Origin of the sequence: Modestobacter sp. VKM Ac-2979, from assembly GCF_026967995.1 — a bacterium.
GTDB lineage: Bacteria > Actinomycetota > Actinomycetes > Mycobacteriales > Geodermatophilaceae > Modestobacter.
Genome location: NZ_JAPVBO010000004.1, coordinates 415,516 through 438,149 on the forward strand (window position 1 = coordinate 415,516; position 22,634 = coordinate 438,149).

The 22,634-nt window shown below is 74.3% G+C and carries 21 protein-coding genes; 17 read left to right on the plus strand and 4 right to left on the minus strand.

The features are described from left to right. The first annotated feature begins 44 nt into the window (after positions 1-44). From O2W15_RS14030 to ligA, 9 genes are all read left to right on the plus strand, one after another. Complete coding sequence (locus O2W15_RS14030; RefSeq protein ID WP_269179845.1) at positions 45-830, plus strand: enoyl-CoA hydratase/isomerase family protein; 786 nt, start codon at positions 45-47, stop codon at positions 828-830. Between the two features lie 43 nt (positions 831-873). Next, entirely contained in the window at positions 874-2,031 is a 1,158-nt protein-coding gene (locus tag O2W15_RS14035; protein WP_269179846.1) for a PLP-dependent cysteine synthase family protein, read from the plus strand. Between the two features lie 68 nt (positions 2,032-2,099). Beyond that, positions 2,100-2,879, plus strand: coding sequence for an electron transfer flavoprotein subunit beta/FixA family protein (locus O2W15_RS14040; protein ID WP_269158845.1), 780 nt, complete (start codon positions 2,100-2,102; stop codon positions 2,877-2,879). 33 nt (positions 2,880-2,912) lie between these two features. Continuing rightward, complete coding sequence (locus O2W15_RS14045; RefSeq protein ID WP_269164731.1) at positions 2,913-3,875, plus strand: electron transfer flavoprotein subunit alpha/FixB family protein; 963 nt, start codon at positions 2,913-2,915, stop codon at positions 3,873-3,875. Between the two features lie 198 nt (positions 3,876-4,073). After that, positions 4,074-5,264 (plus strand): cysteine desulfurase family protein, encoded by a 1,191-nt coding sequence (locus tag O2W15_RS14050; protein ID WP_269179847.1) that lies wholly within the window; start codon positions 4,074-4,076, stop codon positions 5,262-5,264. A gap of 1 nt (position 5,265) precedes the next feature. Beyond that, positions 5,266-6,363 carry a tRNA 2-thiouridine(34) synthase MnmA gene (mnmA, locus tag O2W15_RS14055; RefSeq protein ID WP_269179848.1) on the plus strand — a complete coding sequence of 366 codons (1,098 nt, stop codon included), beginning with the start codon at positions 5,266-5,268 and terminating at the stop codon, positions 6,361-6,363. Positions 6,364-6,404: 41 nt separating this feature from the next. Beyond that, positions 6,405-7,451 (plus strand): methionine synthase, encoded by a 1,047-nt coding sequence (locus O2W15_RS14060; RefSeq protein WP_269179849.1) that lies wholly within the window; start codon positions 6,405-6,407, stop codon positions 7,449-7,451. A gap of 311 nt (positions 7,452-7,762) precedes the next feature. Then, positions 7,763-8,962: an HNH endonuclease signature motif containing protein gene (locus O2W15_RS14065; RefSeq protein ID WP_269179850.1), complete on the plus strand. Its 1,200-nt coding sequence runs from the start codon at positions 7,763-7,765 to the stop codon at positions 8,960-8,962. An 88-nt stretch (positions 8,963-9,050) separates the two neighbouring features. Next, positions 9,051-11,222, plus strand: coding sequence for an NAD-dependent DNA ligase LigA (ligA, locus tag O2W15_RS14070; protein WP_269179851.1), 2,172 nt, complete (start codon positions 9,051-9,053; stop codon positions 11,220-11,222). Between the two features lie 26 nt (positions 11,223-11,248). Here ligA and O2W15_RS14075 read toward each other — a convergent pair whose 3' ends face one another. After that, the gene (locus O2W15_RS14075) at positions 11,249-11,911 is read right to left on the minus strand and encodes an ACT domain-containing protein (RefSeq protein ID WP_269179852.1); all 663 of its coding nucleotides are present in this window, start codon (positions 11,909-11,911) and stop codon (positions 11,249-11,251) included. A gap of 195 nt (positions 11,912-12,106) precedes the next feature. On the opposite strand from O2W15_RS14075, the gene gatC reads away from it, so the two are divergent. From gatC to O2W15_RS14100, 5 genes are read left to right on the plus strand one after another with little or no spacing between them, the layout of a single operon-like run. Further along, positions 12,107-12,406, plus strand: coding sequence for an Asp-tRNA(Asn)/Glu-tRNA(Gln) amidotransferase subunit GatC (gene gatC, locus O2W15_RS14080; RefSeq protein ID WP_036340508.1), 300 nt, complete (start codon positions 12,107-12,109; stop codon positions 12,404-12,406). Next, entirely contained in the window at positions 12,403-13,935 is a 1,533-nt protein-coding gene (gene gatA, locus O2W15_RS14085) for an Asp-tRNA(Asn)/Glu-tRNA(Gln) amidotransferase subunit GatA (RefSeq protein WP_269179853.1), read from the plus strand. The genes gatC and gatA overlap by 4 nt, the downstream gene beginning before the upstream one ends. Then, positions 13,932-14,132: a hypothetical protein gene (locus O2W15_RS14090; RefSeq protein ID WP_269179854.1), complete on the plus strand. Its 201-nt coding sequence runs from the start codon at positions 13,932-13,934 to the stop codon at positions 14,130-14,132. The genes gatA and O2W15_RS14090 overlap by 4 nt, the downstream gene beginning before the upstream one ends. Then, positions 14,129-15,637: an Asp-tRNA(Asn)/Glu-tRNA(Gln) amidotransferase subunit GatB gene (gene gatB, locus O2W15_RS14095; RefSeq protein WP_269179855.1), complete on the plus strand. Its 1,509-nt coding sequence runs from the start codon at positions 14,129-14,131 to the stop codon at positions 15,635-15,637. Before O2W15_RS14090 ends, gatB begins: the two co-directional genes overlap by 4 nt. 9 nt (positions 15,638-15,646) lie before the next feature. After that, the gene (locus O2W15_RS14100; RefSeq protein ID WP_269165340.1) at positions 15,647-16,189 is read left to right on the plus strand and encodes a GNAT family N-acetyltransferase; all 543 of its coding nucleotides are present in this window, start codon (positions 15,647-15,649) and stop codon (positions 16,187-16,189) included. A 12-nt stretch (positions 16,190-16,201) separates the two neighbouring features. On the opposite strand, the gene O2W15_RS14105 is transcribed toward O2W15_RS14100, so the two are convergent. Continuing rightward, positions 16,202-17,350 carry a PQQ-dependent sugar dehydrogenase gene (locus O2W15_RS14105; protein ID WP_269179856.1) on the minus strand — a complete coding sequence of 383 codons (1,149 nt, stop codon included), beginning with the start codon at positions 17,348-17,350 and terminating at the stop codon, positions 16,202-16,204. A 65-nt stretch (positions 17,351-17,415) separates the two neighbouring features. Here O2W15_RS14105 and O2W15_RS14110 point away from each other — a divergent pair, with 65 nt between their 5' ends. Continuing rightward, a complete protein-coding gene (locus tag O2W15_RS14110; protein ID WP_269179857.1) occupies positions 17,416-18,381 on the plus strand; it encodes a 2-hydroxyacid dehydrogenase in 966 nt (321 codons plus the stop codon). Positions 18,382-18,440: 59 nt separating this feature from the next. On the opposite strand, the gene O2W15_RS14115 is transcribed toward O2W15_RS14110, so the two are convergent. After that, positions 18,441-18,803: a PH domain-containing protein gene (locus O2W15_RS14115; protein WP_269165337.1), complete on the minus strand. Its 363-nt coding sequence runs from the start codon at positions 18,801-18,803 to the stop codon at positions 18,441-18,443. Positions 18,804-18,847: 44 nt separating this feature from the next. Further along, entirely contained in the window at positions 18,848-19,675 is an 828-nt protein-coding gene (locus O2W15_RS14120; protein WP_269165336.1) for a helix-turn-helix transcriptional regulator, read from the minus strand. Between the two features lie 124 nt (positions 19,676-19,799). Here O2W15_RS14120 and O2W15_RS14125 point away from each other — a divergent pair, with 124 nt between their 5' ends. After that, on the plus strand, positions 19,800-20,777 hold the full coding sequence (locus O2W15_RS14125) for a bile acid:sodium symporter family protein (RefSeq protein WP_269179858.1): 978 nt from the start codon (positions 19,800-19,802) through the stop codon (positions 20,775-20,777). A 13-nt stretch (positions 20,778-20,790) separates the two neighbouring features. Next, on the plus strand, positions 20,791-22,557 hold the full coding sequence (gene ilvD, locus O2W15_RS14130) for a dihydroxy-acid dehydratase (RefSeq protein WP_269165334.1): 1,767 nt from the start codon (positions 20,791-20,793) through the stop codon (positions 22,555-22,557). The last annotated feature ends 77 nt before the right edge of the window (positions 22,558-22,634 follow it).

Genomic DNA, 22,634 nt, shown 5'->3' on the forward strand with positions numbered 1-22,634 from the left:
CACCGATCCCGGACACCGACGTCCCGCAGCACACGGAGGCCCGCATGGCAGCGCCCGAGTTCGTCACCCTCCAGGTCGAGGACGGCGTCGGCACCATCCGGCTCGACCGGCCGAAGATGAACGCGATCGACGAGCAGCTGCACTGGGAGGTGCGGGCTGCGGCGCTGGAGGCCGGCAAGGACCCCGAGGTGCGGGCCGTCGTCCTCTACGGCGGGGAGCGGGTGTTCGCCGCCGGGGCCGACATCAAGGCGATGTCCCAGCTGACCGGGGCGAGCATGGTCGCCTGGGGCCGGGAGCTGACCGCCTCGTTCACCACGGTCGCCCACATCCCGAAGCCGGTGATCGCCGCGATCACCGGCTACGCCCTCGGTGGCGGCTACGAGCTGGCGCTGTGCGCCGACTTCCGGATCATGGGCCGCGACGCGAAGGTGGGGCAGCCGGAGATCCAGCTCGGGGTGGTCCCGGGCGCCGGCGGCACCCAGCGGCTGGCCCGGTTGGTCGGCCCGGCCAAGGCCAAGGACCTGGTGTTCACCGGCCGGCACGTGGGCGCCGAGGAGGCGCTGGAGATGGGGCTGGCCGACGCCGTCGTGCCCGACGACGAGGTCTACGCGACCGCCGTGGCGATGGCCCGGAAGTTCGCCGCCGGTCCGCCGCTGGCACTGGCCGCGGCGAAGCGGGCCATCGACGAGGGGCTGGACGGCACCCTGGCGGCCGGGCTGGAGCTGGAGAGCCGGCTGTTCGCCGAGCTGTTCGACACCGAGGACCAGGCGACCGGGATGCGCTCGTTCCTGGAGAGCGGCCCGGGCAAGGCGACGTTCACCGGCCGCTGAGCACCCGGCGCCGCCGGGGACGGGCATGCGGGACCATGCCCGGGTGACCGCCGTGCGCCCCACCGACGTCGACCGTTCCGACCCCAGCGGGCGGGCATGGGCCGAGCGGGCCGTCGCGCTGGTCGAAGCCGACGCGCACCGGTCCGCCGACACCCACCTGCTGGTCTACCCGCTGCCGCCCGAGTGGGGCATCGACCTGTACCTGAAGGACGAGTCGACGCACCCCACCGGCAGCCTCAAGCACCGGCTGGCGCGCTCGCTGTTCCTCTACGCGCTGTGCTCGGGGCAGCTGCACGAGGGCAGCACCGTGGTGGAGTCCTCCAGCGGGTCGACGGCGGTCAGCGAGGCCTACTTCGCCCGGATGCTCGGCCTGCCGTTCGTCGCGGTGATGCCGGCGACGACCAGCGCGGAGAAGATCGCGCTCATCGAGTTCCACGGGGGCCGCTGCCACCTGGTGGCCGACGCCGGCACGGTCTACGACGAGGCCCGGCGGATCGCCGCGGAGACCGGCGGGCACTACCTCGACCAGTTCACGAACGCCGAGCGGGCCACCGACTGGCGCGGGAACAACAACATCGCCGAGTCGGTCTTCGAGCAGCTGAGCCGGGAGCGGCACCCGGTGCCGGAGTGGGTCGTCGTCGGCGCCGGCACCGGCGGCACCAGCGCCACGATCGGCCGGTACGTCCGGTACCGCCGGCTGCCCACCCGGCTGGCCGTCGTCGACCCGGAGGGCTCGGCGTTCTTCCCCGGCTGGCGGGACGCCGACCCGGCCACCACCGGGCGTGGCTCGCGGATCGAGGGCATCGGTCGGCCCCGGGTGGAGCCCTCGTTCGTCCCGACCATCGTCGACCGGATGGTGTGCGTGCCCGACGCCGCCTCGCTGGCCGCCATGCGCCACCTGCAGCACGTGACCGGGCGCCGGGCCGGCGGATCGACCGGCACCAACCTGTGGGGCGCGTTCGGGCTCATCGCCGAGATGCTCGCCGCCGGCCGCACGGGCAGCGTGGTCACGCTGTTGTGCGACGGCGGGGAGCGCTACGCCTGCACCTACTACGACGACGCCTGGGTGACGGCGCAAGGCCTGGACCTCGCACCGCACACCGCCGTCCTCCAGCACTTCGCCCGCACAGGGGAGTGGAGAGCCGCCGGTGAGCCGGGTCACTCAACCCCGCCCTCCCCGTCGGGTGTTACCCGCAAGTAGCCTCGATGATCGGCACGAGGCGGGCTTCGCCCGCGCCCACCCGAACCACCGCGGAGGTTGGTCTGACGATGAACATCGTCGTTCTGGTCAAGCAGGTCCCCGACTCCGGCAGCGAGCGGAAGCTGGACCCGTCGGACAACACCGTCGCGCGGGCCACCGCCGACAACGTGATCAACGAGATGGACGAGTACGCCATCGAGGAGGCGCTCACCGTCAAGGAGGCGCAGGGCGGTGAGGTCACGGTGCTGACCGTCGGCCCCGACACCGCCACGGACGCCATCCGCAAGGCCCTGTCGATGGGCGCGGACAAGGCCGTGCACGTCAGCGACCCGGCGATCCACGGCTCCTGCGCCGTGCAGACCAGCGCCGTCATCGCCGCCGCGCTGTCGCAGCTGGAGTACGACCTGGTGCTGTGCGGCGCCGAGTCCACCGACGGTCAGGTGTCGGTGATGCCGGCGCTGCTGTCGGAGCGGCTGGGCATCCCACAGCTGTCCGGCGCCCGCAAGCTCACGATCGAGGGCTCGATGGCCAAGATCGAGCGGCAGACCGACGGCGGTTACTGGGAGGTCGAGGCGCCGCTGCCGGCGATCGTCTCCACCTGGGACACGATCAACGAGCCGCGCTACCCCTCCTTCAAGGGGATCATGGCCGCCAAGAAGAAGCCGGTGGAGACCAAGACCCTCGCCGACCTGGGCATCGACGCGTCGACCGTGGGCCTGGCCACCGCCACCAGCAAGGTCGTCGACTTCGCCGGCCGCCCGCCCAAGGGCGAGGGCGTGAAGGTCGCCGACGAGGGCGACGGTGCCGACAAGCTGGTCGGCTACCTGGCCGCCCAGAAGATCGTCTGACCGGCGCGACTCAGAGCTGAGGAGAGAACAGACATGGCAGAGGTCCTGGTCCTTGCCGAGCTCAACCCCGCCGCCGGTGGGCCCCGCAAGTCGACGCTGGAGGCGCTGACCGCCGCTCGTGCGCTCGGTGAGCCCGCCGCCGTCGTCATCGGTGCCCCCGGCACCGCTGCCGGCATCAAGGACGTGCTGGCCGAGTACGGCGCGGCGAAGGTCTACGTCGCCGAGTCCGACGACGTCGACGCCTACCTGGTGGCCCCCAAGGCCGAGGTGCTGGCACAGCTGGTCGCGGAGAAGTCCCCGGCCGCGGTCGTCATCCCGTCCACCCCGGAGGGCAAGGAGATCGCCGGCCGGCTGGCCATCAAGACCGGCAGCGGCTTCCTGACCGACGTCACCGAGATCGCCGCCGACGGCACCGCCACCCAGGTGGCGTTCGCCGGGGCGACGATCGTGCACTCGCAGGTCACCGTCGGCACCCCGATCTACACCCTGCGCGGCAACTCCGTCACCCCCGAGCCGGCCCCGGCCGCAGGCACCGAGGAGACGGTGCAGGTCGCCGTCTCCGAGGCCGCCAAGCAGACCCGGGTGCTCGACCGGGTCGTGGAGCAGAAGTCCAACCGGCCGGAGCTGACCGAGGCCGCGATCGTCGTCTCCGGCGGTCGCGGGGTGGCGAGCGCGGAGAACTTCTCGGTGATCGAGGGGCTGGCCGACTCCCTCGGGGGCGCCGTCGGCGCCTCCCGCGCCGCCGTCGACTCCGGCTTCTACCCGCACTCCTTCCAGGTCGGGCAGACCGGCAAGACGGTGTCGCCGCAGCTGTACATCGCGGTGGGCATCTCCGGGGCGATCCAGCACCGGGCCGGCATGCAGACCTCGAAGACCATCGTCGCGGTCAACAAGGACCCCGAGGCGCCGATCTTCGAGCTGGCCGACTTCGGCGTGGTGGGCGACCTGTTCACCGTCGTCCCGGCGGCCACCGAGCAGATCAGCGCCCGCAAGTAGCACCGAGGGCCCTCCTGCGCTCCCTCGGTGGGCTGCAGGAGGGGTGATCGAGCACGTCGCGTCGGGCGCCGGCCTCCGGGTCGGCGCTCGACGTACGTCGCGGCCACAGGCACGAGGAGGCGGAGGAGCCGTGCGCACTCCCACCAGTCGGACACGACCGGGTTGCCCCTGGCGCGCTGCGCCTACGCTGGCTGTGCCATGACCTACCTCGACCACGCGGCCACGACCCCGATGCTGCCGGCCGCGCTCGCGGCCATGACCGAGCAGCTGGCCCGGGTGGGCAACGCCTCCTCCCTGCACGCCAGCGGCCGCGAGGCCCGGCGGGTGGCCGAGCAGTCGCGAGAGCGCCTGGCTGCCGCCCTGGGGGCGCGGCCGTCGGAGGTGCTGTTCACCGGTGGTGGCACCGAGGGCGACAACCTCGCGGTCAAGGGGCTGTACTGGGCCCGCCGCACCGCCGATCAGGGGCGTCGCCGGATCGTCGCCAGCCCGGCCGAGCACCACGCCGTCCTCGACAGCGTCGAGTGGCTGGAGAAGCACGAGGGCGCCGAGGTCACCTGGCTGCGGGTCGAGCCGACCGGCCGGGTCACCACCGACGCGCTGGCCGACGCCCTCGGTGACGGGCGGGACGTCGCCCTGGCCACCGTCATGTGGGCCAACAACGAGATCGGCGCCGTCAGCGACGTGACCGCGCTGGCCGCCGTCGCCCACGAGGTCGGGGTGCCGCTGCACACCGACGCGGTGCAGGCGATCGGACAGTCGCCGCTGGACTTCGCCGCCATCGGCGTCGACGCCCTGACCATGACCGGGCACAAGGTGGGCGGCCCGATGGGCGCCGGGGCGCTGCTGCTGCGCCGGGACGCCGAGTGCACCCCGCTGCTGCACGGTGGTGGGCAGGAGCGCGACGTCCGGTCCGGCACCCTGGACGTCGCCGCGATCGTCGGGCTGGCCGCGGCGACGCACGCCACGGTCGCGGACCGGGCCGAGCGCACTGCGCGGGTGGCCGCGCTGCGTGACCGGCTGGTCGCCGGGGTGGTCGCCGAGGTGCCCGACGCCCAGCTCAACGGCCCGCCACTGGACGACGTGGTGGCCGGTGGTCCGGGGCGGCTGCCGGGCAACGCGCACCTGTCCTTCCCCGGTGCGGAGGGCGACGCTCTGCTCATGCTGCTGGACGCCCGGGGCATCGAGTGCTCGACCGGGTCGGCCTGCAGCGCAGGCGTCGCCCGGCCCAGCCACGTGCTGCTGGCCGCCGGCGCCGACCCCGCCCGGGCCCGCAGCTCGTTGCGGTTCAGCCTGGGCCACACCTCGACCGACGCCGACGTCGACGCGCTGCTCGAGGTGATCGGCCCGGTCGTCGAGCGGGCCCGCCGGGCCGGGACCGGGCAGCACTGAGATGCGACTGATCGCCGCCATGAGCGGGGGAGTGGACTCCGCGGTCGCCGCCGCGCTGGCCGTCGAGGCGGGACACGAGGTCACCGGTGTGCACCTGGCGCTCTCGCCCGACCGGCAGACGCTGCGCAGCGGTGCCCGAGGGTGCTGCAGCGTCGAGGACTCCCACGACGCCCGGCGGGTCGCCGACGAGCTGGGCATCCCGTTCTATGTCTGGGACCTGGCCGACCGGTTCCGTGAGGACGTCATCGACGACTTCGTCGCCGAGTACGCCGCCGGACGGACCCCGAACCCCTGCCTGCGCTGCAACGAGAAGATCAAGTTCTCCGCCGTGCTCGACCGGGCCCGGGCGCTGGGCTTCGACGCCGTCGTCACCGGGCACCACGCCCGGCTGGCCGACGGCGAGCTGCGCCGCTCGGTCGACGCCGCGAAGGACCAGTCCTACGTGCTCGGTGTGCTCACCGCCGAGCAGCTGGCCGGCGCCGTCTTCCCGCTCGGCTCGATGACGAAGGAGCGGGTGCGGGAGCTGGCGGCCGAGCGCGGCTACGCGGTCGCCACCAAGCCGGACTCGCACGACATCTGCTTCATCTCCGACGGCGACACCCGCGGCTTCCTCGCCCGCCGGCTCGGTGAGCAGCCCGGCCCGGTCGTCGACGCCGCGACCGGCCAGACCGTCGGGACGCACGCCGGCGCGCACGGCTTCACCATCGGCCAGCGTCGTGGGCTGGGTGTGACCGCCGGTGACCAGCGCCCGCGGTACGTGCTCGGGATCGAGCCGGTCAGCCGCACCGTGACGATCGGCACGGCGGACCAGGCGGAGGTCGACGAGGTGCGCACCGGGACGCCCACCTGGACCGGGCCGGTGCCCGACCTCCCGTTCCGGGCCCAGGTGCAGCTGCGCGCCCACGCCACGCCGGTCGCCTGCGAGGTCTCCCTCGCCGAGGACGGCGGGCTGTGCCTCGTGCTCGGCGAGCGCCAGCGCGGAGTGGCCCCGGGGCAGTCGGCCGTGCTGTACGCCCCGGACGCCGAGCGGGGTGACCTGGTGCTCGGTCAGGGCACCGTGCTGCGCGCCGGTGAACGGCCGGAGACCCCACTGAGCTGACCGTCACCGGTGCCGGCGGGACGGCGGGCTACGGTCGGCACGTGACCTCGGCGACGCACCTCCCGGACGACAGCAGTGAGCCGGGCGCCGACGGCGAGGTGCGGTCGGCGCTCCCGGTGTGGGGACCGGCCACCGGCGTCGGGTCCCTGCCCGGCACCGACCCGGTCGAGGCGATGCGGCTGGTCGTCGGCGAGCTGCCGGACCTGCCGCACCTGCCCGAGCTGCCCGGCCGCGGCGCCGGGTCGGACCTGATCGGTCGCGCGGCCGCCCTGCTGGTCGACCTCTACGTCGACCTCACCCCAGCCGGCTGGCGGCTGGTCGCCCGTCCGGGCGCCGACCTGCGCCGGGCCAGGGAGGCCCTGGCCCGCGACCTGGACGCGCTCTACGAGGTGGCCGAGCGCTACGTGGGGCCGTTGAAGATCCAGGTGGCCGGTCCGTGGACCCTGGCCGCCGGGCTGGAGCGCAGCCGCGGCGACCGGGCCGTGGTGGACGCCGGGGCGCGCCGCGACCTGGCGCAGTCCCTCGCCGAGGGGATCGCTGCCCACGTCGCCGCCGTCTCCGCCCGGGTGCCGGAGGCCTCGGTCGTCGTGCAGCTGGACGAGCCGTCGGTGCCCGCCGTGCTGCAGGGCGGCCTGCCCACCGTCAGCGGGTTCGGCAAGCTGTCGGCGATCGAGTCGAACGTCGTGGAGGAGCAGCTCACCGGGCTCATCCGCCAGGCGTCGGCGCCGGTCGTGGTGCACTGCTGCGCCCAGCGCGCCCCGCTCGACCTCTTCCGGGCCGCCGGGGCGCAGGGGCTCTCCTTCGACCTGGGCCTGGTCCAGGACCTCGACGCCGTCGGCACCGCCATCGAAGCCGGCACCCACCTGCTCGTGGGCGTCGTCCCCGGCACCGACACCGACCTGGGCCGGCCGAAGGCGACCGCCAGCCGCGTGCAGGCCTGGTGGCGGGAGCTGGGCTTCCCGGCCGAGGAGCTGGCCGGCGCGGTGACGCTCACGCCGTCCTGCGGCCTGGCCGGGGCGAGCCAGGCCTACGCCCGGACGGCGATGGCGCACGTCCGCGAGGCCGCGAAGTACCTGCTGCCGGAGTGACGCCCCGGTCGAGTCCTGGCTGCCGACCTCCTTGACCGGGACGTCGTCCCGTTAGCACACCCGCCAGGCGGCGGCATCCCGGGCCTGCGCCGACGTGGCGAGGCGGTCGTCGAGGACCGGCTGGAGGGCGCGCTCGACGTCGGGTGCGCCAGGCGATGGTGTCGTCCGGGTCGGTGGCGGGTGTGCTGGACCGACCCTGTCAAGGGGCGGCGGCAATCTGTGGACAGGCGTCTGACCTGCATATTCGTGTTGCTGGAGGTCCTCGACGGCGGTAGCATTCGTACACACGTTCGAATGCTGCGGGAGGTGTCGTGAGCGAGTTGATGTCGGCTATGGACGCCCTCGCGGCCGACGATCTGCACTCGTTCACGGACGGTCAGGTGCTGGATCGGACGGCGATGCTGGTGCAGCTGGTCAACCGTGCGTCGGCGGAGTTGACCCGCACCGTGCGCCGCGCGGACAGCACCCAGGCCGCCGAGCACGACGGGCTGAAGAGCATGCGGTCGTGGCTGACCGGGCACACCCGGCTGGCGCCGGCCGAGGCGTCGCGGATCCTGCGGTCGGGTCGGGCGTTGGAGCACTTCCCGGCGTTGGCCGCCGGGTTCGCTGAAGGTGCGGTGACGGCGGCGCAGATGGACGTGGTCGCCGCTGCGGTGGGGGACCGTGAGCGGGCGCAGGCTGCCGAGCAGGGCATCGACCTTGCTGCGTTCGATCGGGTGTGGGCGCAGGTGGCCGCGGTGGCTCCGCACCAGTCGCTGGTGGCCGCGGTGCAGGCCTTCGAAGACGCCCTCGACCCGGACGGCCCGGAGCCGGACCCGACGGAGGGTCGCCGGTTGACGATCGCCAAGCACGCCGATGGCAGCGTCACCGGCCGGTTCGACCTGGATGCGGTGGGTGGGGAGAAGGTGCAGGCGGCGATCGAGTCGATCGTGCAGGCCGACCGCCCGAAGGGCGATGAGCGGACCCGCGCGCAGCAGAACGCCGACGCCCTCGTCCAGCTCTGCGACAACCAGCTCGCCTCGGGGAACCTGCCCATCCTGCGCACGGTGAAGCCGCACGTGGTCGTGGGCATCGACCTCGACGACCTGGTCGACCCCGCCACCGGCGCCGGTGCGGCGGAGCTGGGCTTCGGGGCGACGATCTCCGCCGCCCGGGCCCGCTACCTGGCCTGTGACGGCAGCATCTCCCGCATCGTGATGGGCCCCGACGGGGTCCCGCTGGACCTGGGGCGGGACCACCGGGTGGTCACCCCCGGGCTGCGCAAGGCCGTCGAGCGGCGGGACGGGTCCTGCGTGTTCGCCGGCTGCGGCGCCCCGACCCACTGGTGCGACGTCCACCACCTCGTCCACTGGCTGCACGGCGGCGAGACCAACCTGCAGAACTCAGCCCTGTTGTGCGAACGGCACCACACCAAGGTGCATCACGGCTTCCGGGTGCAGCGAGATCCCGGCGGGCGATGGCGCACCTACCGCCCCGACGACACCGAGATCCTCATCGGGTCACCGCTGTAGTGGCGTAGGAGGCTGCTCGCTGCCCGAGGTGGCGCGCTGCCGACTGTGCTGCCGTTTCCCGTCGGAGCCGCCGGATAACGTCTCGTCCGTGAGCAGCGAGGCAGGGGAGCAGGACACGGTGGAGCGGGCGGACCAGCCCACGGTCGAGGCGGCCGTCGACCGGCAGGACGTCACCGAGGTGCCCGACGAGGCCCGCACCCGGCACCGCGACCTGTCCGAGGAGCTCGACCGGTACGCCTTCGCCTACTACGTGCAGGACGCCCCGCTGGTCAGCGACGGCCAGTACGACGAGCTGATGGGCGAGCTCAAGGCGTTGGAGGCGGCCCACCCCGCACTGCTGACCCCGGAGTCACCCAGCCAGAAGGTCAACGGCGGGTTCGGCGCCACCTTCGCCCCGGTCACGCACCCGGAGCGGATGCAGAGCCTGGACAACGCCTTCTCCTCCGACGAGCTCTCCGCCTGGGCCGCCCGCGCGGAGCGGGACGGTGCCGCCGGCGCCGGCTACCTCTGCGAGCTGAAGGTCGACGGGCTGGCCATCGACCTGGTCTACGAGCGCGGCCGGCTGGTCGGCGCGGCCACCCGCGGCGACGGGACGACGGGGGAGGACGTCACCGCCAACGTCCGCACCCTGGCCGTCGTCCCCCAGCAGCTCACCGGCGACGACGTGCCGGAGTTCCTCGAGGTCCGCGGCGAGGTCTACTTCCCGGTCGCCGCGTTCGCCGAGGTCAACGCCGGCCTGGTCGAGGCGGGCAAGGCGCCGTTCGCCAACCCGCGCAACGCCGCGGCCGGCTCGCTGCGGCAGAAGGACGCCCGCGAGACGGCGAAGCGTCCGCTCAGCATGGTCGTGCACGGCATCGGCGCGCGCCGCGGCTTCGAGCCCGCCCGCCAGTCCGACGCCTACGAGCAGCTGCGCGCCTGGGGGCTGCCGGTCAGCGAACGGTACGAGGTGGTCGACGACCTCACCGGGGTCTGGGCCTACATCGAGCGGTACCGCGAGCAGCGGCACGCCGTCGAGCACGAGATCGACGGAGTCGTCGTCAAGGTCGACCAGGTCGCCCTGCAGCGCCGGCTCGGGTCCACCAGCCGCGCGCCGCGGTGGGCCATCGCCTTCAAGTACCCCCCGGAGGAGGCGACGACGAAGCTGCACGACATCCGGGTCAACGTCGGCCGCACCGGGCGGGTCACCCCGTTCGCCTACATGGAGCCGGTGAAGGTCGCCGGGTCCACCGTGCAGCTGGCCACGCTGCACAACGCCAGCGAGGTCCAGCGCAAGGGCGTGCTGATCGGCGACACGGTCGTCATCCGCAAGGCCGGCGACGTCATCCCCGAGGTGCTCGGCCCGGTGGTGGCGGCCCGCGACGGCTCCGAGCGGGAGTTCGTCTTCCCCACGCACTGCCCCGAGTGCGGCACCGAGCTGCGGCCGGAGAAGGAGGGCGACGCCGACATCCGCTGCCCGAACGCCCGCTCCTGCCCCGCCCAGCTCCGGGAGCGGGTCTTCCACGTCGCCGGCCGCGGCGCCTTCGACATCGAGGTGCTCGGCTACGAGGCGGCGAGCGCCCTGCTGGAGAGCCGGCTGCTCGCCGACGAGGGCGATGTCTTCACCCTCGACGAGGACGCGCTGTGCCGCACCGACTTCTTCACCAAGAAGGACGGCACCCTCTCGGCCAACGGGAAGCGGCTGCTGACCAACCTGCAGACCCGCAAGGACGTCCCGCTGTGGCGGGTGCTCGTGGCGCTGTCGATCCGGCACGTCGGCCCCACGGCGGCCCAGGCGCTCGCCCGGGAGTTCCGCTCGGTCGACCGGTTGATGGCGGCGAGCGAGGAGGAGCTGGCCGCCGCCGAGGGCGTCGGGCCGACCATCGCCACGGCGGTGCGCGACTGGTTCACCGTCGACTGGCACCGCGACGTGGTGGAGAAGTGGCGGGCCGCGGGGGTCCGGCTGGCCGACCCCGAGTCCGACTCCGGGCCCGGGCCGCTGACCGGCATCACCGTCGTCGTCACCGGCTCGCTGCGCGACCACAGCCGGGACCAGGCGATCGCCGCCATCCAGGAGCGCGGGGGCAAGGTCACCGGCTCGGTGTCGAAGAAGACCGGCTTCGTCGTCGTCGGCGCCGACCCCGGCAGCAAGTACGACAAGGCGGTCGCGGTGAAGGCGCCCGTCCTGGACGACGACGGCTTCACGGTGCTGCTCGAGCAGGGGCCGGACGCCGCCCGCGAGGTCGCCACCATCGGCGACGGTGCGGAGCCGGCGGACAGCTGAACCGTCGCCCCCGGCGGGCCGGAGAGCTACACCGGTGGGAGCCGGGTGACCGTCGCGGCGAGCCCGGTCAGGTGGGCCAGTCGCAGCAGCTCCGAGCGACGGAACGCCGGCCCGCCGGACCGGCCGAGCAGCACCGCAGTGCCATCGGCGCCCAGCGGCGCGGCCATCATCTCCACCGCCATCTCCTGCCAGCGCAGGGGCACCCAGTCACCGTCGCTGGGCAGCAGCAGGGGCGTGGTCAGCGGCAGCCACGGGGTGCGCATGCCCTCCAGTGAGGGTGCGGCGTCGGACGCGGCCAGCACGGTGAGCTGGTCGGCGGGACCGGCGAGCACCACCGCCCAGCCGCTGCGGAACACCCGGGGGAGCTCGGCGGCGAGCACCTTGGCGGTGCCCGCCCCGGCCGGGGCCAGCGCCTCGAGCAGCTCCAGCTCCCGGTGGGTGTCCAGCGGACCGGCGAAGGGGCGCAGCGACTCGACCTGCACGCCCGGCACGGCGGTCGCCGCGGTGATCAGGCTGTCGGCGACCCGGTCGGCGGGGAGCTCGACCACGATGTCGTCGACGGCGACACCGTTGCCGCGCTCCAGGACGTCGACGGAGACGATGTCGATGCCGGCCTGGCCGAGCGCCGTGGCGACGGCACCGAGCGTGCCGGGCCGGTCGGGGACGACCAGCCGCAAGAGGTAGGACACGGATCCCCCCGGACGTCGTGCTGAGGCGGGGCCGATCACCGTCGATCGCGGACAGGGGGAGCCTGCCGCATCGAGGGCCCCGGGACCAACCCGGCTCGCGGTCGGGCGGCCCGGTCGCGCCACGTAGAGTGGCTGAGTCCTGGAGCGAGTCGAGGCCGGGCCCGTCCGGCCGCCGAAGTGGGGTCCCAGCGCAGCATGAGCAGCATCTCCCGTTCCGACGTCGCACACCTGGCGCGTCTGTCGCGCCTGGCCGTCACCGACGAGGAGCTCGACCGGTTCGCCGGCCAGCTCGACCAGGTGCTCGCCGCCGTCGCCCGGGTCGGTGAGGCCGCGGTGGCCGACGTGCCGCCGATGACCCACGCCGTCCCGCTGACCAACGTGCTCCGCCCCGACGAGGTGACCCCCAGCCTGTCCCGCGACGTCGTGCTGGCCGGTGCGCCCGCCGCCGAGGACGGTCGCATCCGCGTGCCGCGCATCCTGGGGGACGCCGAGTGACCGGCACCAGCAGTGACCTGACCCGCGCCGACGTCGCCGAGCTGTCCCGGCTGCTGGGCTCCGGCGAGGTGAGCGCCGTCGAGGTGACCCGCACGCACCTGGACCGGATCGCCGCCGACGACGGCCGGCTCGGCGCCTACCTGCACGTCGAGGACGACGCCGCGCTCGCCGCGGCCGCCGCGGTCGACCAGGCCCGCGCCACCGGCGCCGAGCTCGGCCCGCTGGCCGGCGTGCCGCTGGCCCTCAAGGACCTGGTGGTCACCGAGGGCGTGCCCACCACGAGCGGCTCGAAGATCCTCGAGGGCTGGCGCCCGCCGTACAGCGCCACGGTCGCCACCCGGCTCGCCGAGGCCGGCACCGTGCTGCTGGGCAAGACCAACATGGACGAGTTCGCGATGGGCTCCTCCACCGAGAACTCCGCCTACCAGGTGACCCGCAACCCCTGGGACGCCGACCGCATCCCCGGCGGATCCTCCGGCGGCTCCAGCGCCGCGGTCGCCGGGCACCTCGCGCCCTGGTCCATCGGCACCGACACCGGCGGCTCCATCCGGCAGCCGGCCGCGCTCACCGGGCTGGTCGGGCACAAGCCGACCTACGGCTCGGTCTCCCGCTACGGCCTGATCGCCTTCTCCTCCAGCCTGGACCAGGCGGGGCCGATGGCCCGCACGGTGCTGGACGCCGCGGTGATGCACGAGGTCATCGGCGGCCACGACCCGCGCGACTCCACCAGCATCGACACCCCGCTCGCCCGGCTGGCCGACGCCGCCCGGGAAGGCGCGGCCGGCGACCTGCGCGGCGTGCGGGTCGGGGTCGTCCGCGAGCTCGGCGGGGAAGGTCACGCCGACGGCTACGAGCCCGGCGTCCTGGCCCGCACCCGCGAGGCGATCGAGGTGCTGGCCGGGCTGGGCGCGGAGGTCACCGAGGTCTCCTGCCCCTCCTTCGACCTGGCGCTGCCCGCCTACTACCTGATCGCGCCGAGCGAGGCCTCCAGCAACCTGGCCCGCTACGAGGGCGTCCGGTTCGGCCTGCGGGCCGGCGACGACGGCAGCCGCGACCTGGACGAGGTCATGGCGATCACCCGGGAGCAGGGCTTCGGCCCGGAGGTCAAGCGGCGCATCATCCTGGGCACCTACGCGCTGTCCAGCGGGTACTACGAGGCCTACTACGGCCAGGCGCAGAAGGTGCGCACGCTGATCACCCGCGACTTCAGCGCCGCCTTCGCCGACGTCGACGTGCTGGTCAGCCCCACCACCCCGACCGTCGCGTTCCCGATCGGCACCCGGGTCGACGACCCGATCTCGATGTACGCCGCCGACCTGTGCACCCTGCCGGCCAGCCTGGCCGGCCTCCCGGCGATCTCGGTGCCCAGCGGGCTGTCCGAGGGGCTGCCGGTCGGGCTGCAGGTGATGGCCCCGGCGCTGGCCGACGACCGCTGCTACCGGGTCGCCGCCGCGCTGGAGGCCGCGCAGGACGCCGCCCGAGGCCACCGGCTGCTCGACGAGCTGGGCACCCCGGCGGGTGCCGCGTGAACGGGCCCATGAAGGCAGCCTGGGGGCTGACCGTCTTCGTGATCGTCGCCGGCGCCGTGCTCTGGGCCGTGACCGGCCAGGCGATCTTCGCCGTCTTCATCGTGCTGGGCGTGCTGACCGCGATCGGTGCCTGGTTCACCACCCGCAGCGCCGCCACCGGCTCGACCACGACGTCCCACCCGGAGGAGAAGCCATGACCAGCACCGCCGACCGGCTGGTCGAGTTCGACGACGTCCTGACCCGCTACGAGCCGGTCATCGGGCTGGAGACCCACGTCGAGCTGGGCACCGCCTCCAAGATGTTCTGCGGCTGCGCCACCACCTTCGGTGCCGAGCCCAACACGCACACCTGCCCGGTGTGCCTGGGCATGCCCGGCTCGCTGCCGGTGGCCAACGCCGCCGCCGTCGAGGCGACCATCAAGATCGGCCTGGCGCTGGGCTGCCGGATCGCGAACTGGTCGCGGTTCGCCCGGAAGAACTACTTCTACCCCGACATCCCCAAGGGCTTCCAGACCAGCCAGTACGACGAGCCGCTGTGCGTCGCCGGCCACCTGGACGTCGAGGTCGACGGGACGACGCACCGCGTGGAGATCGAGCGGGTGCACCTGGAGGAGGACACCGGCAAGAACCTGCACGTCGGTGGGGCCACCGGGCGCATCCACGGCGCCGACCACTCGCTGATCGACTTCAACCGGGCCGGCATCCCGCTGGTCGAGATCGTCACCCGCCCGGTGCCCGGCGCCGGCCGGCTGGCCCCCGAGGTCGCCCGCGCCTACGTCACCGAGCTGCGCGAGATCGTCCAGGCCCTCGGCGTCTCCGACGTGCGGATGGAGCAGGGCAGCCTGCGCTGCGACGTCAACATCTCGCTCAACCCGGTCGGCGACCTGGAGTGGGGCACCCGCACCGAGACCAAGAACGTGAACTCGCTGCGGTCGGTCGAGCGCGCCGTCCGCTTCGAGATGCGCCGGCAGGCCGCCGTCCTCGACGGAGGTGGCCGCATCGTGCAGGAGACCCGGCACTTCCACGAGGACACCGGCAGCACCTCCTCCGGGCGCAGCAAGGAGGAGGCGACCGACTACCGGTACTTCCCCGAGCCCGACCTGGTGCCGCTGGCCCCCGACGCCGAGTGGATCGAGAAGCTGCGCGCCGGGCTGCCCGAGCTGCCCGCCGCCCGGCGCACCCGGCTCCAGCAGGAGTGGGGCATCTCCGGCACCGAGATGACCTGGCTGGCCAACGCCGGAGCGCTGGGCCTGGTCGAGCAGACCGTCGCCGCCGGCGCCACCCCGGGTGACGCCCGCAAGTGGTGGCTGGGCGACCTCGCCCGCCGGGCCAACGAGGCCGGCACCGAACTCGCCGAGCTGGCGATCACCCCGGCACAGGTGGCCGAGCTGGTCCGGCTGGTCAACGAGGGCACCATCAACGACGGGCTCGCCCGCCAGGTGCTCGACGGCGTGCTGGCCGGCCAGGGCGACCCGGCGCAGGTCGTCGAGGCGCAGGGGCTGGCGGTGATGGGGGAGTCCGACGAGCTGGTCGCCGCCGTCGAGGCCGCGATCGCCGGCGCCCCCGACGTCATCGCCAAGGTCAAGGCCGGCAAGGTCCAGGCGCTGGGTGCGCTCGTCGGGGCGGTCATGAAGACCACCCGCGGCAAGGCAGATGCCCCCACGGTGAAGCGGATGCTGGAGGAGCGGGTGCTGGGCTCCTAGCCTGGGGCGGTGGGGCTGCCCGCCGTCGAGCTGCGCCCGCTGCGGCGGGCGGACTTCCCGCTGCTCAGCCGCTGGCTGGCCGAGCCGCTGGTCGCCCGCTGGTGGGACGACGACCCGAGTCCCGCTGCGGTCGAACGGCAGTACGGGCCGAGCGTCGACGGCGCCGACCCGACGGCGGTGTACCTCGGCGTGTACGAGGGCGAGCCGTTCGGGTTCGTCCAGGTGTACGCGTTCGCCGACGAACCCGAGTCGCTCGCCGAGCTGTCGGCGATCTGCCCGGTGCCCGCGGGCGCGCTGAGCATCGACTACCTGGTCGGTGAGCCGGGGGCCCGCGGCCGGGGGCTGGGGGCGGCGATGATCGCCGCCGCCGTCGCCCGCGGCCTCGCCGACCACCCCGAGGCGCACGACCTCCTGGTCCCCGTGGCGCTGGGCAACGAGGCCTCGTGGCGGGCGCTGCGCCGCGCCGGGGCGCGCTGGTACGCCGCGGGTGAGCTGGTGCCGGACAACCCGGTCGACCCGCCCGACCACGTGGTCCACCGCTTCACCCGGTAGTTCCCGGCCCGGCTACAGCGGGGAGCCCGCCGAGGAGGTCGGCGGGAGCACCCGCAGCACCTTGTCGTCGTCCGCGTCCGGCGTGCCCACCCCGTCGCGGTTGGAGGTGGTGATCCACAGCGCGCCCTCGGCGTCCAGGGCCACCGCGCGCAGCCGGCCGTAGTCCTCGTCCAGGAACGCCGTCGGCTCCTCGACCGGGACCCGCGCCCCGTCGAGCTCGACGACGTGCACCTGCTGCCCGTCGAGCGCCCCGAGGAAGACGTAGGGGCCGGTGACCGCGCAGCCGCCCAGCCCACCCTCCTCCCCGGGCACCTCGAGCACCGGTGCGACGCCGCCGGGCCCGTAGTCGCCGCCGGCGGCGAGCGCGTTGAACTCGTCGGGCCCCTGCAGCGCGTCGTCGGTCCCGTAGAGCTGGTCGCCGCTCTGGCAGAGCGCGGTGACGTCCCGGTGCCCGCGGGTCAGGACCGGGCCGGCGCCGACCGGCTGACCGAAGACGTCGACGGCCAGCACCTTGCCGGCCAACGACGCCGGGTCGGCCGCCAGTGCCGGGTCCCCGACGTCGCCGGTGCCCACGTACAGCACGCCGTCCGGCCCGAACAGCAGACCGCCGCCGTTGTGCACCTCCCCGCGGGGGATGCCGGTCAGCACCGGGTTGGGGGTGCCGCCGATCGGGAAGCGCACCACCCGGTTGTCGGTCGCGGTGGAGACGTAGGCGTAGAGCAGCCCGTCCTCGGCGAACGTCGGCGAGAGGGCCAGCCCGAGCAGCCCGCCGTCCCCGCCGGTGTCGATGCCCGGCACGGTCATCAGCTCCCGGGGCTCGGCGCGGTCGGGGAAGACCTGCAGCAGCCGCCCGGTGTCCCGCTCACCGACCACCGCCGTCCCGTCCGGCAGCAGTGCCAGGCCGGTGGGCACGACCAGGTCGGTGGCGACCACGTTCGGGTCACCGGCCTGCTCGTCCTCGGCGCCCGGGGTGGACGGCCGGCCGGGCGCCGGGATCGGGGTGCTCTCCTGCGGCGGGGCGACCTGCGGGGGCTGCCCCTGCGGCACGTCGCGGAAGGGGCCGGCCGGCTCGTAGCCGCCGCCGCAACCGGCCAGCAGCAGCCCGCCCAGGAGCAGTGCCGTCAGCCGCCGGGCACCGGGTGCTGTCGTCCGCCGTCCCACCTCGGCAACAGTACGGCGGCTGCCCGGCGCGCTGCGCCGAGCGGGCCCGCCTAGGGTCGGGACCCGTGCCCGACGTCACCGGTCCCGACACCGCCACCACGCTGCCCCTGGGCCCGGAGGAGACGCTGCACGTGCTCGTCCCCTCCCGGGCCCTCGCCGAGGCCGCCGAGGCCCTCTCGCCCCGCGTCCGCGCCCACCGGTTCCCCGACGAGGGGGCGCCCACCGGGGAGGCGGCGCAGGCCCAGGTGCTGGTGCCGCGCGGCGGCGGGGAGATCGCCGCCGAGGTGCTGGACGCGCTGCCGCAACTGCGGCTGGTCCAGCTGATGAGCGCCGGGGCGGAGAAGTTCGTCGGCCGGCTCCCCGAGCGGGTCACGCTGTGCAACGCCCGGGGCGCGCACACCCCCTCGACCGCGGAGTGGGCGGTCGCCGCCACGCTGGCCGCGCAGCGGGGCATCCCGCACTTCACCCGCGAGCAGGACGCCGGCCGCTGGGACTTCCGTACCGAGCACTCGCTGATCGGGGCCAAGGTGCTGATGGTGGGCGCCGGTGACATCGGCCGCACGATCGGCCGGATGATGGCCGGCTTCGACGTCGACATCACCTACGTCGCCCGCACCGCCCGGGACGGGGTGCGGAGCATCGACGAGCTGCCGCAGCTGCTGCCCGAGGCCGACGTCGTGGTGCTCATCGTGCCGGTGACCCCGCAGACCACCGGCCTCGTCGACGCGTCCTTCCTCGCCGCGATGAAGGACGACGCCCTGCTGGTCAACGCCGCCCGCGGCGTGGTCGTGGACACCGACGCCCTGCTGGCCGAGCTGACCTCGCGCCGGCTGCGCGCCGCCCTGGACGTGACCGACCCCGAGCCGCTGCCCGCCGGCCACCCGCTGTGGTCCGCGCCGAACCTGCTGCTCACCCCGCACGTGGCCGGCGCGGTGCCCGCCACCAACGACCGCGCCACCGCCGCCGTCACCGACCAGCTGGCCCGGGTGCTGGCCGGGGAGCCCCTGTCCAACGTGGTCACCGACTACTGAAAGGACCCCCGCGCCCCCCGACCCTCGCAAGCTCGGGCCGGGCCCCTGCGCGGGGGCCGTCAGGGGGCGGGGATGCGGCCGCCGGAGAGGGCGGCCAGCCGGGGCAGGTCGCGGGCGCGCAGCACCGGCAGCTGCAGCTGGGTGCCGGCGGTCGTGACCAGCCACAGGTCGGCGCGCTCACCGACCCGGATGCCGGCCACCTCGTCCCAGGCGATCGTGCGGCGGGCGACCAGCGACCGCACGGTGACCCCGTCGTCCCCGAGGTCGACGCCGACCCGGAACACCCAGGCGGCCAGCGCCAGTGGCACCGCCATCAGCAGCCACGCCCAGGGCGTGCCGACGGTCACCGGGAGCACGCAGATCGTCAGGAAGAGGACGGGGACGAGCGCGATCCGGCTCATCCGCATGCGAGCGACAGCCACCCCTCGATGGTCCCAGATGCGGCGGGGTGGCCGGTGGGGGTCGGTCAATCGCTGCTCAGCCGGGCCAGCCGCGCGGCGCTGTCGGTGCCCGCGGCGGCCGTGTAGACGACCAGGTGCAGGTCGGGGGAGTCGGCCAGGGTGAGCTGGTGGTGCTCCAGCAGCAGGCTGCCCACCCGGGAGTGCTCGAAGCGGCGCTCGCTGGAGCTGAACGAGTCGACGTCGTGGCTGGCCCAGCCGGCCCGGAAGTGCTCGCTGGCCGCCTGCAGCCGGGTGACCAGGTCGACGACGGCCGGGTCGTGCACCCGACTGCCGACCTCGGCCCGGAACTGGGTGAGGAAGCGCCGGCTGTCGGTGGCCCAGTCGCCGAGCAGGCTGCGCACGGCGGGGTCGGTGAACACCACCCACAGCAGGTTCCGCTCGCCCTCCGGCGCGGTGGCCACCCCGGGGTAGAGCCGCTCGTACGCGGCGTTCCAGCCGAGGATGGACCAGCTGTGCGTGAGGACGAACGCGGGGGAGGGGCCCAGGGCGTCCAGCAGCCGCACGGCGTGCGCCGGCAGCTCCGCCGGACCGGGCTCGGCCGGTGCCGTCGCGGCGTGCCCGGTCAGCCGCAGCACGTACTCGTGCTCGGCCGGTGAGAGCTGCAGCGTGCGGGCGACGGCGTCCACCACCTGCCGGGACGGCGAGATGTCCCGGCCCTGCTCCAGCCACGTGTACCAGGTGTGGCTGACCCCGGACAGCAGCGCGACCTCCTCCCGCCGCAGCCCGGGCGCGCGCCGGGCGCCGTGCCCGGGCAGCCCCACCGAGGCGGGCTCCACCTGCCGGCGCCGGGAGCGCAGGAAGGCCGCCAGCTCGGTGCGTGGGGAACCGGTCACGCGGACCTCCTCGGGACGACGTCGGGTGGTGGTGCCAGTACCAGCATCAAGGGTCTCCTTGTGCCCCCGTCCACCGGCCCGCACGCTTGGCCGGCCGCAGTGCTGCGCGCGAGAGGAGTCCGGGGTGCACCAGATCAGGGCCGTGAGCTCGTTCGTCGGGCGCTGGTTCGCCGTCATCGTCGTGCTGGCCGGTGCGCTGGCGCTGGCGGCCCCCGGGGCGTTCGCCGGGGGGACGGCGGCGGTCCCCTGGCTGCTCGCGGTGATCATGCTCGGGATGGGCATGACCCTGCGGCCGGTCGACTTCGCGGTCGTGGCGCGCCGCCCCTGGGCGCTGCTCGCCGGGGTGGCCACCCAGTTCGTCGTCATGCCCGGGCTGGCGTTCGGGATCGCCGAGGCGCTCGACCTCTCCCCGGCGCTGTCGGCCGGGATGGTGCTGGTCGGCTCCGCCCCCGGCGGTACCGCGTCGAACGTGATCGTCTACCTGGCCCGCGGCGACACCGCGCTGTCGGTGGCGATGACGTCGGTCTCCACCCTGCTGGCCCCGTTCCTCACCCCGCTGCTGGTGCTGTGGCTGGCCGGCCAGTACCTCCCGGTCGACGGCGCCGGGCTGTTCACCTCGATCCTGCAGATCGTGCTGGTGCCGGTCCTGCTGGGGCTGCTGCTGCGCCGGCTCGTCCCGCGGCTGATCGAGCGGCTGCTGGACCTCCTCCCGCTGGTCTCGGTCGCCGGGATCGCCGTGGTGGTGGCGATCGTCGTCGCGGCGAGCGCGGACACCCTGCTGTCGGTGGGGCTGCTCGTGGTCGTGGCGGTCGTCGCGCACAACCTGCTGGGCCTGGGCCTGGGCTACGCGGTGGCCCGCGTCTGCGGCTTCGACGAGCAGGGCCGGCGGGCGGTCAGCATCGAGGTCGGCATGCAGAACTCCGGGCTGGCGGCGGCGCTGGCCACGGCGCACTTCTCTCCCGCGGCCGCGCTGCCCGCGGCGCTCTTCTCGGTCTGGCACAACGTCTCGGGCTCGCTGCTGGCCGGCCACTGGGCGCGCCGGAGCGCCGCAGCGGAGTCCGAGCCCACCCTCCCGGCCGGTTCTCCCGGCCCCCGTCCCTGATCAGGAGCACGCCATGACGACCACCCAGCCGACCGGTGCACCGGCCGCGACCGGCCTACCATCGCCGGTCGTGACGACCGTCGAGGACCGCCCCACCAGCTCCGGCACTGCCGACATCAAGCCCCGCAGCCGCGAGGTCACCGACGGGGACGCCAAGGCCCCGGCCCGGGCCATGCTCCGCGCGGTGGGCATGGGCGACGACGACTTCGCCAAGCCGCAGATCGGCGTCGCCTCTTCCTGGAACGAGATCACCCCGTGCAACCTGTCGCTGGACCGGTTGGCGAAGCGGGCCAAGGAGGGCGTGTTCGCCGCCGGCGGCTACCCGCTGGAGTTCGGCACCATCTCGGTCTCCGACGGCATCTCCATGGGCCACGAGGGGATGCGCGCCTCGCTGGTCTCCCGCGAGGTCATCGCCGACTCGGTCGAGACGGTCATGTTCGCCGAGCGGCTGGACGGTTCGGTGCTGCTGGCCGGCTGCGACAAGTCGCTGCCCGGCATGCTGATGGCCGCCGCCCGCCTGGACCTGGCCAGCGTGTTCGTCTACTCCGGCTCGACCCTGCCGGGGAAGCTCGGCGACAAGGACCTCACCCTGATCGACGTCTTCGAGGGCGTCGGCGCCTGCGCCGCCGGGAAGATCACCCGCGACGAGCTGACCGCCATCGAGAAGGCCGCCTGCCCCGGGATGGGCTCCTGCGGTGGCATGTACACCGCCAACACGATGGCCAGCGTGTCCGAGGCGCTGGGCATGGCCCTGCCCGGCAGCGCCGCCCCGCCGGCGCCGGACGCCCGCCGGGACGCCATCGCGATCGCCTCCGGTGAGGCCGTCGTCGAGCTGCTCCGCAAGGGCATCACCGCGCGGCAGATCATGACCAAGAAGGCGTTCGAGAACGCGATCACCGTCGTCATGGCGCTGGGCGGCTCGACCAACGCCGTCCTGCACCTGATGGCGATCGCGCACGAGGCCGACGTCGACCTCACCCTCGACGACTTCAACCGGATCGGTGACCGCACCCCGCACCTGGCCGACGTGAAGCCGTTCGGCCGGTTCGTGATGACCGACGTCGACCGCGTCGGCGGCGTGCCGGTCGTGCTGCGCGCACTCCTGGACGCGGGGCTGCTGCACGGCGACGTGCTCACCGTCACCGGGAAGACGATGGCCGAGAACCTCGCCGAGATCAGCCCGCCGGACCTCGACGGCACGATCGTGCACGCGATGAACGACCCGATCCACAAGACCGGCGGCCTGACGATCCTGCGCGGCTCGCTCGCGCCGGAGGGCGCGGTGGTGAAGTCCGCCGGCTTCGACGCCGACGTCTTCGAGGGCACCGCCCGGGTCTTCGACGGCGAGCAGGGCGCCATGGACGCCGTCACCGAGGGCACGCTCCAGAAGGACGACGTCGTGGTGATCCGCTACGAGGGCCCGCGCGGCGGCCCCGGCATGCGCGAGATGCTCGCCGTCACCGGCGCGATCAAGGGCGCCGGGCTGGGCAAGGACGTGCTGCTGCTCACCGACGGCCGGTTCTCCGGCGGCACCACCGGCTTGTGCGTCGGCCACATCGCGCCCGAGGCCGTCGACGGCGGCCCGATCGCCTTCGTCCGCGACGGTGACCGGATCCGGCTCGACCTGGCCGCCCGCACGCTGGAGCTCCTGGTCGACGACGAGGAGCTGGCCCGCCGCCGGGAGGGCTGGGCGCCGCCGGCCCCGCGCTACACCCGCGGCGTGCTCGCCAAGTACGCCAAGCTGGTCGGCTCGGCGGCCCAGGGCGCGGTCTGCGGCTGACGTCCGCACCGGCCCGGCCCCGCCCGATGGGGTGAGGCCGGGCCGTTCGCGCTGTTGCCGGCGCGCTCCCGCGCCGA

Excerpts from the sequence above, each read along its gene's own strand:
- O2W15_RS14030 (WP_269179845.1), top strand. The coding sequence starts at position 45 with ATGGCAGCGCCCGAGTTCGTCACCCTCCAGGTCGAGGACGGCGTCGGC.
- O2W15_RS14040 (WP_269158845.1), top strand. The coding sequence starts at position 2,100 with ATGAACATCGTCGTTCTGGTCAAGCAGGTCCCCGACTCCGGCAGCGAG.
- O2W15_RS14045 (WP_269164731.1), top strand. The coding sequence starts at position 2,913 with ATGGCAGAGGTCCTGGTCCTTGCCGAGCTCAACCCCGCCGCCGGTGGG.
- O2W15_RS14050 (WP_269179847.1), top strand. The coding sequence starts at position 4,074 with ATGACCTACCTCGACCACGCGGCCACGACCCCGATGCTGCCGGCCGCG.
- mnmA (WP_269179848.1), top strand. The coding sequence starts at position 5,266 with ATGCGACTGATCGCCGCCATGAGCGGGGGAGTGGACTCCGCGGTCGCC.
- gatC (WP_036340508.1), top strand. The coding sequence starts at position 12,107 with ATGAGCAGCATCTCCCGTTCCGACGTCGCACACCTGGCGCGTCTGTCG.
- gatB (WP_269179855.1), top strand. The coding sequence starts at position 14,129 with ATGACCAGCACCGCCGACCGGCTGGTCGAGTTCGACGACGTCCTGACC.
- ilvD (WP_269165334.1), top strand. The coding sequence starts at position 20,791 with ATGACGACCACCCAGCCGACCGGTGCACCGGCCGCGACCGGCCTACCA.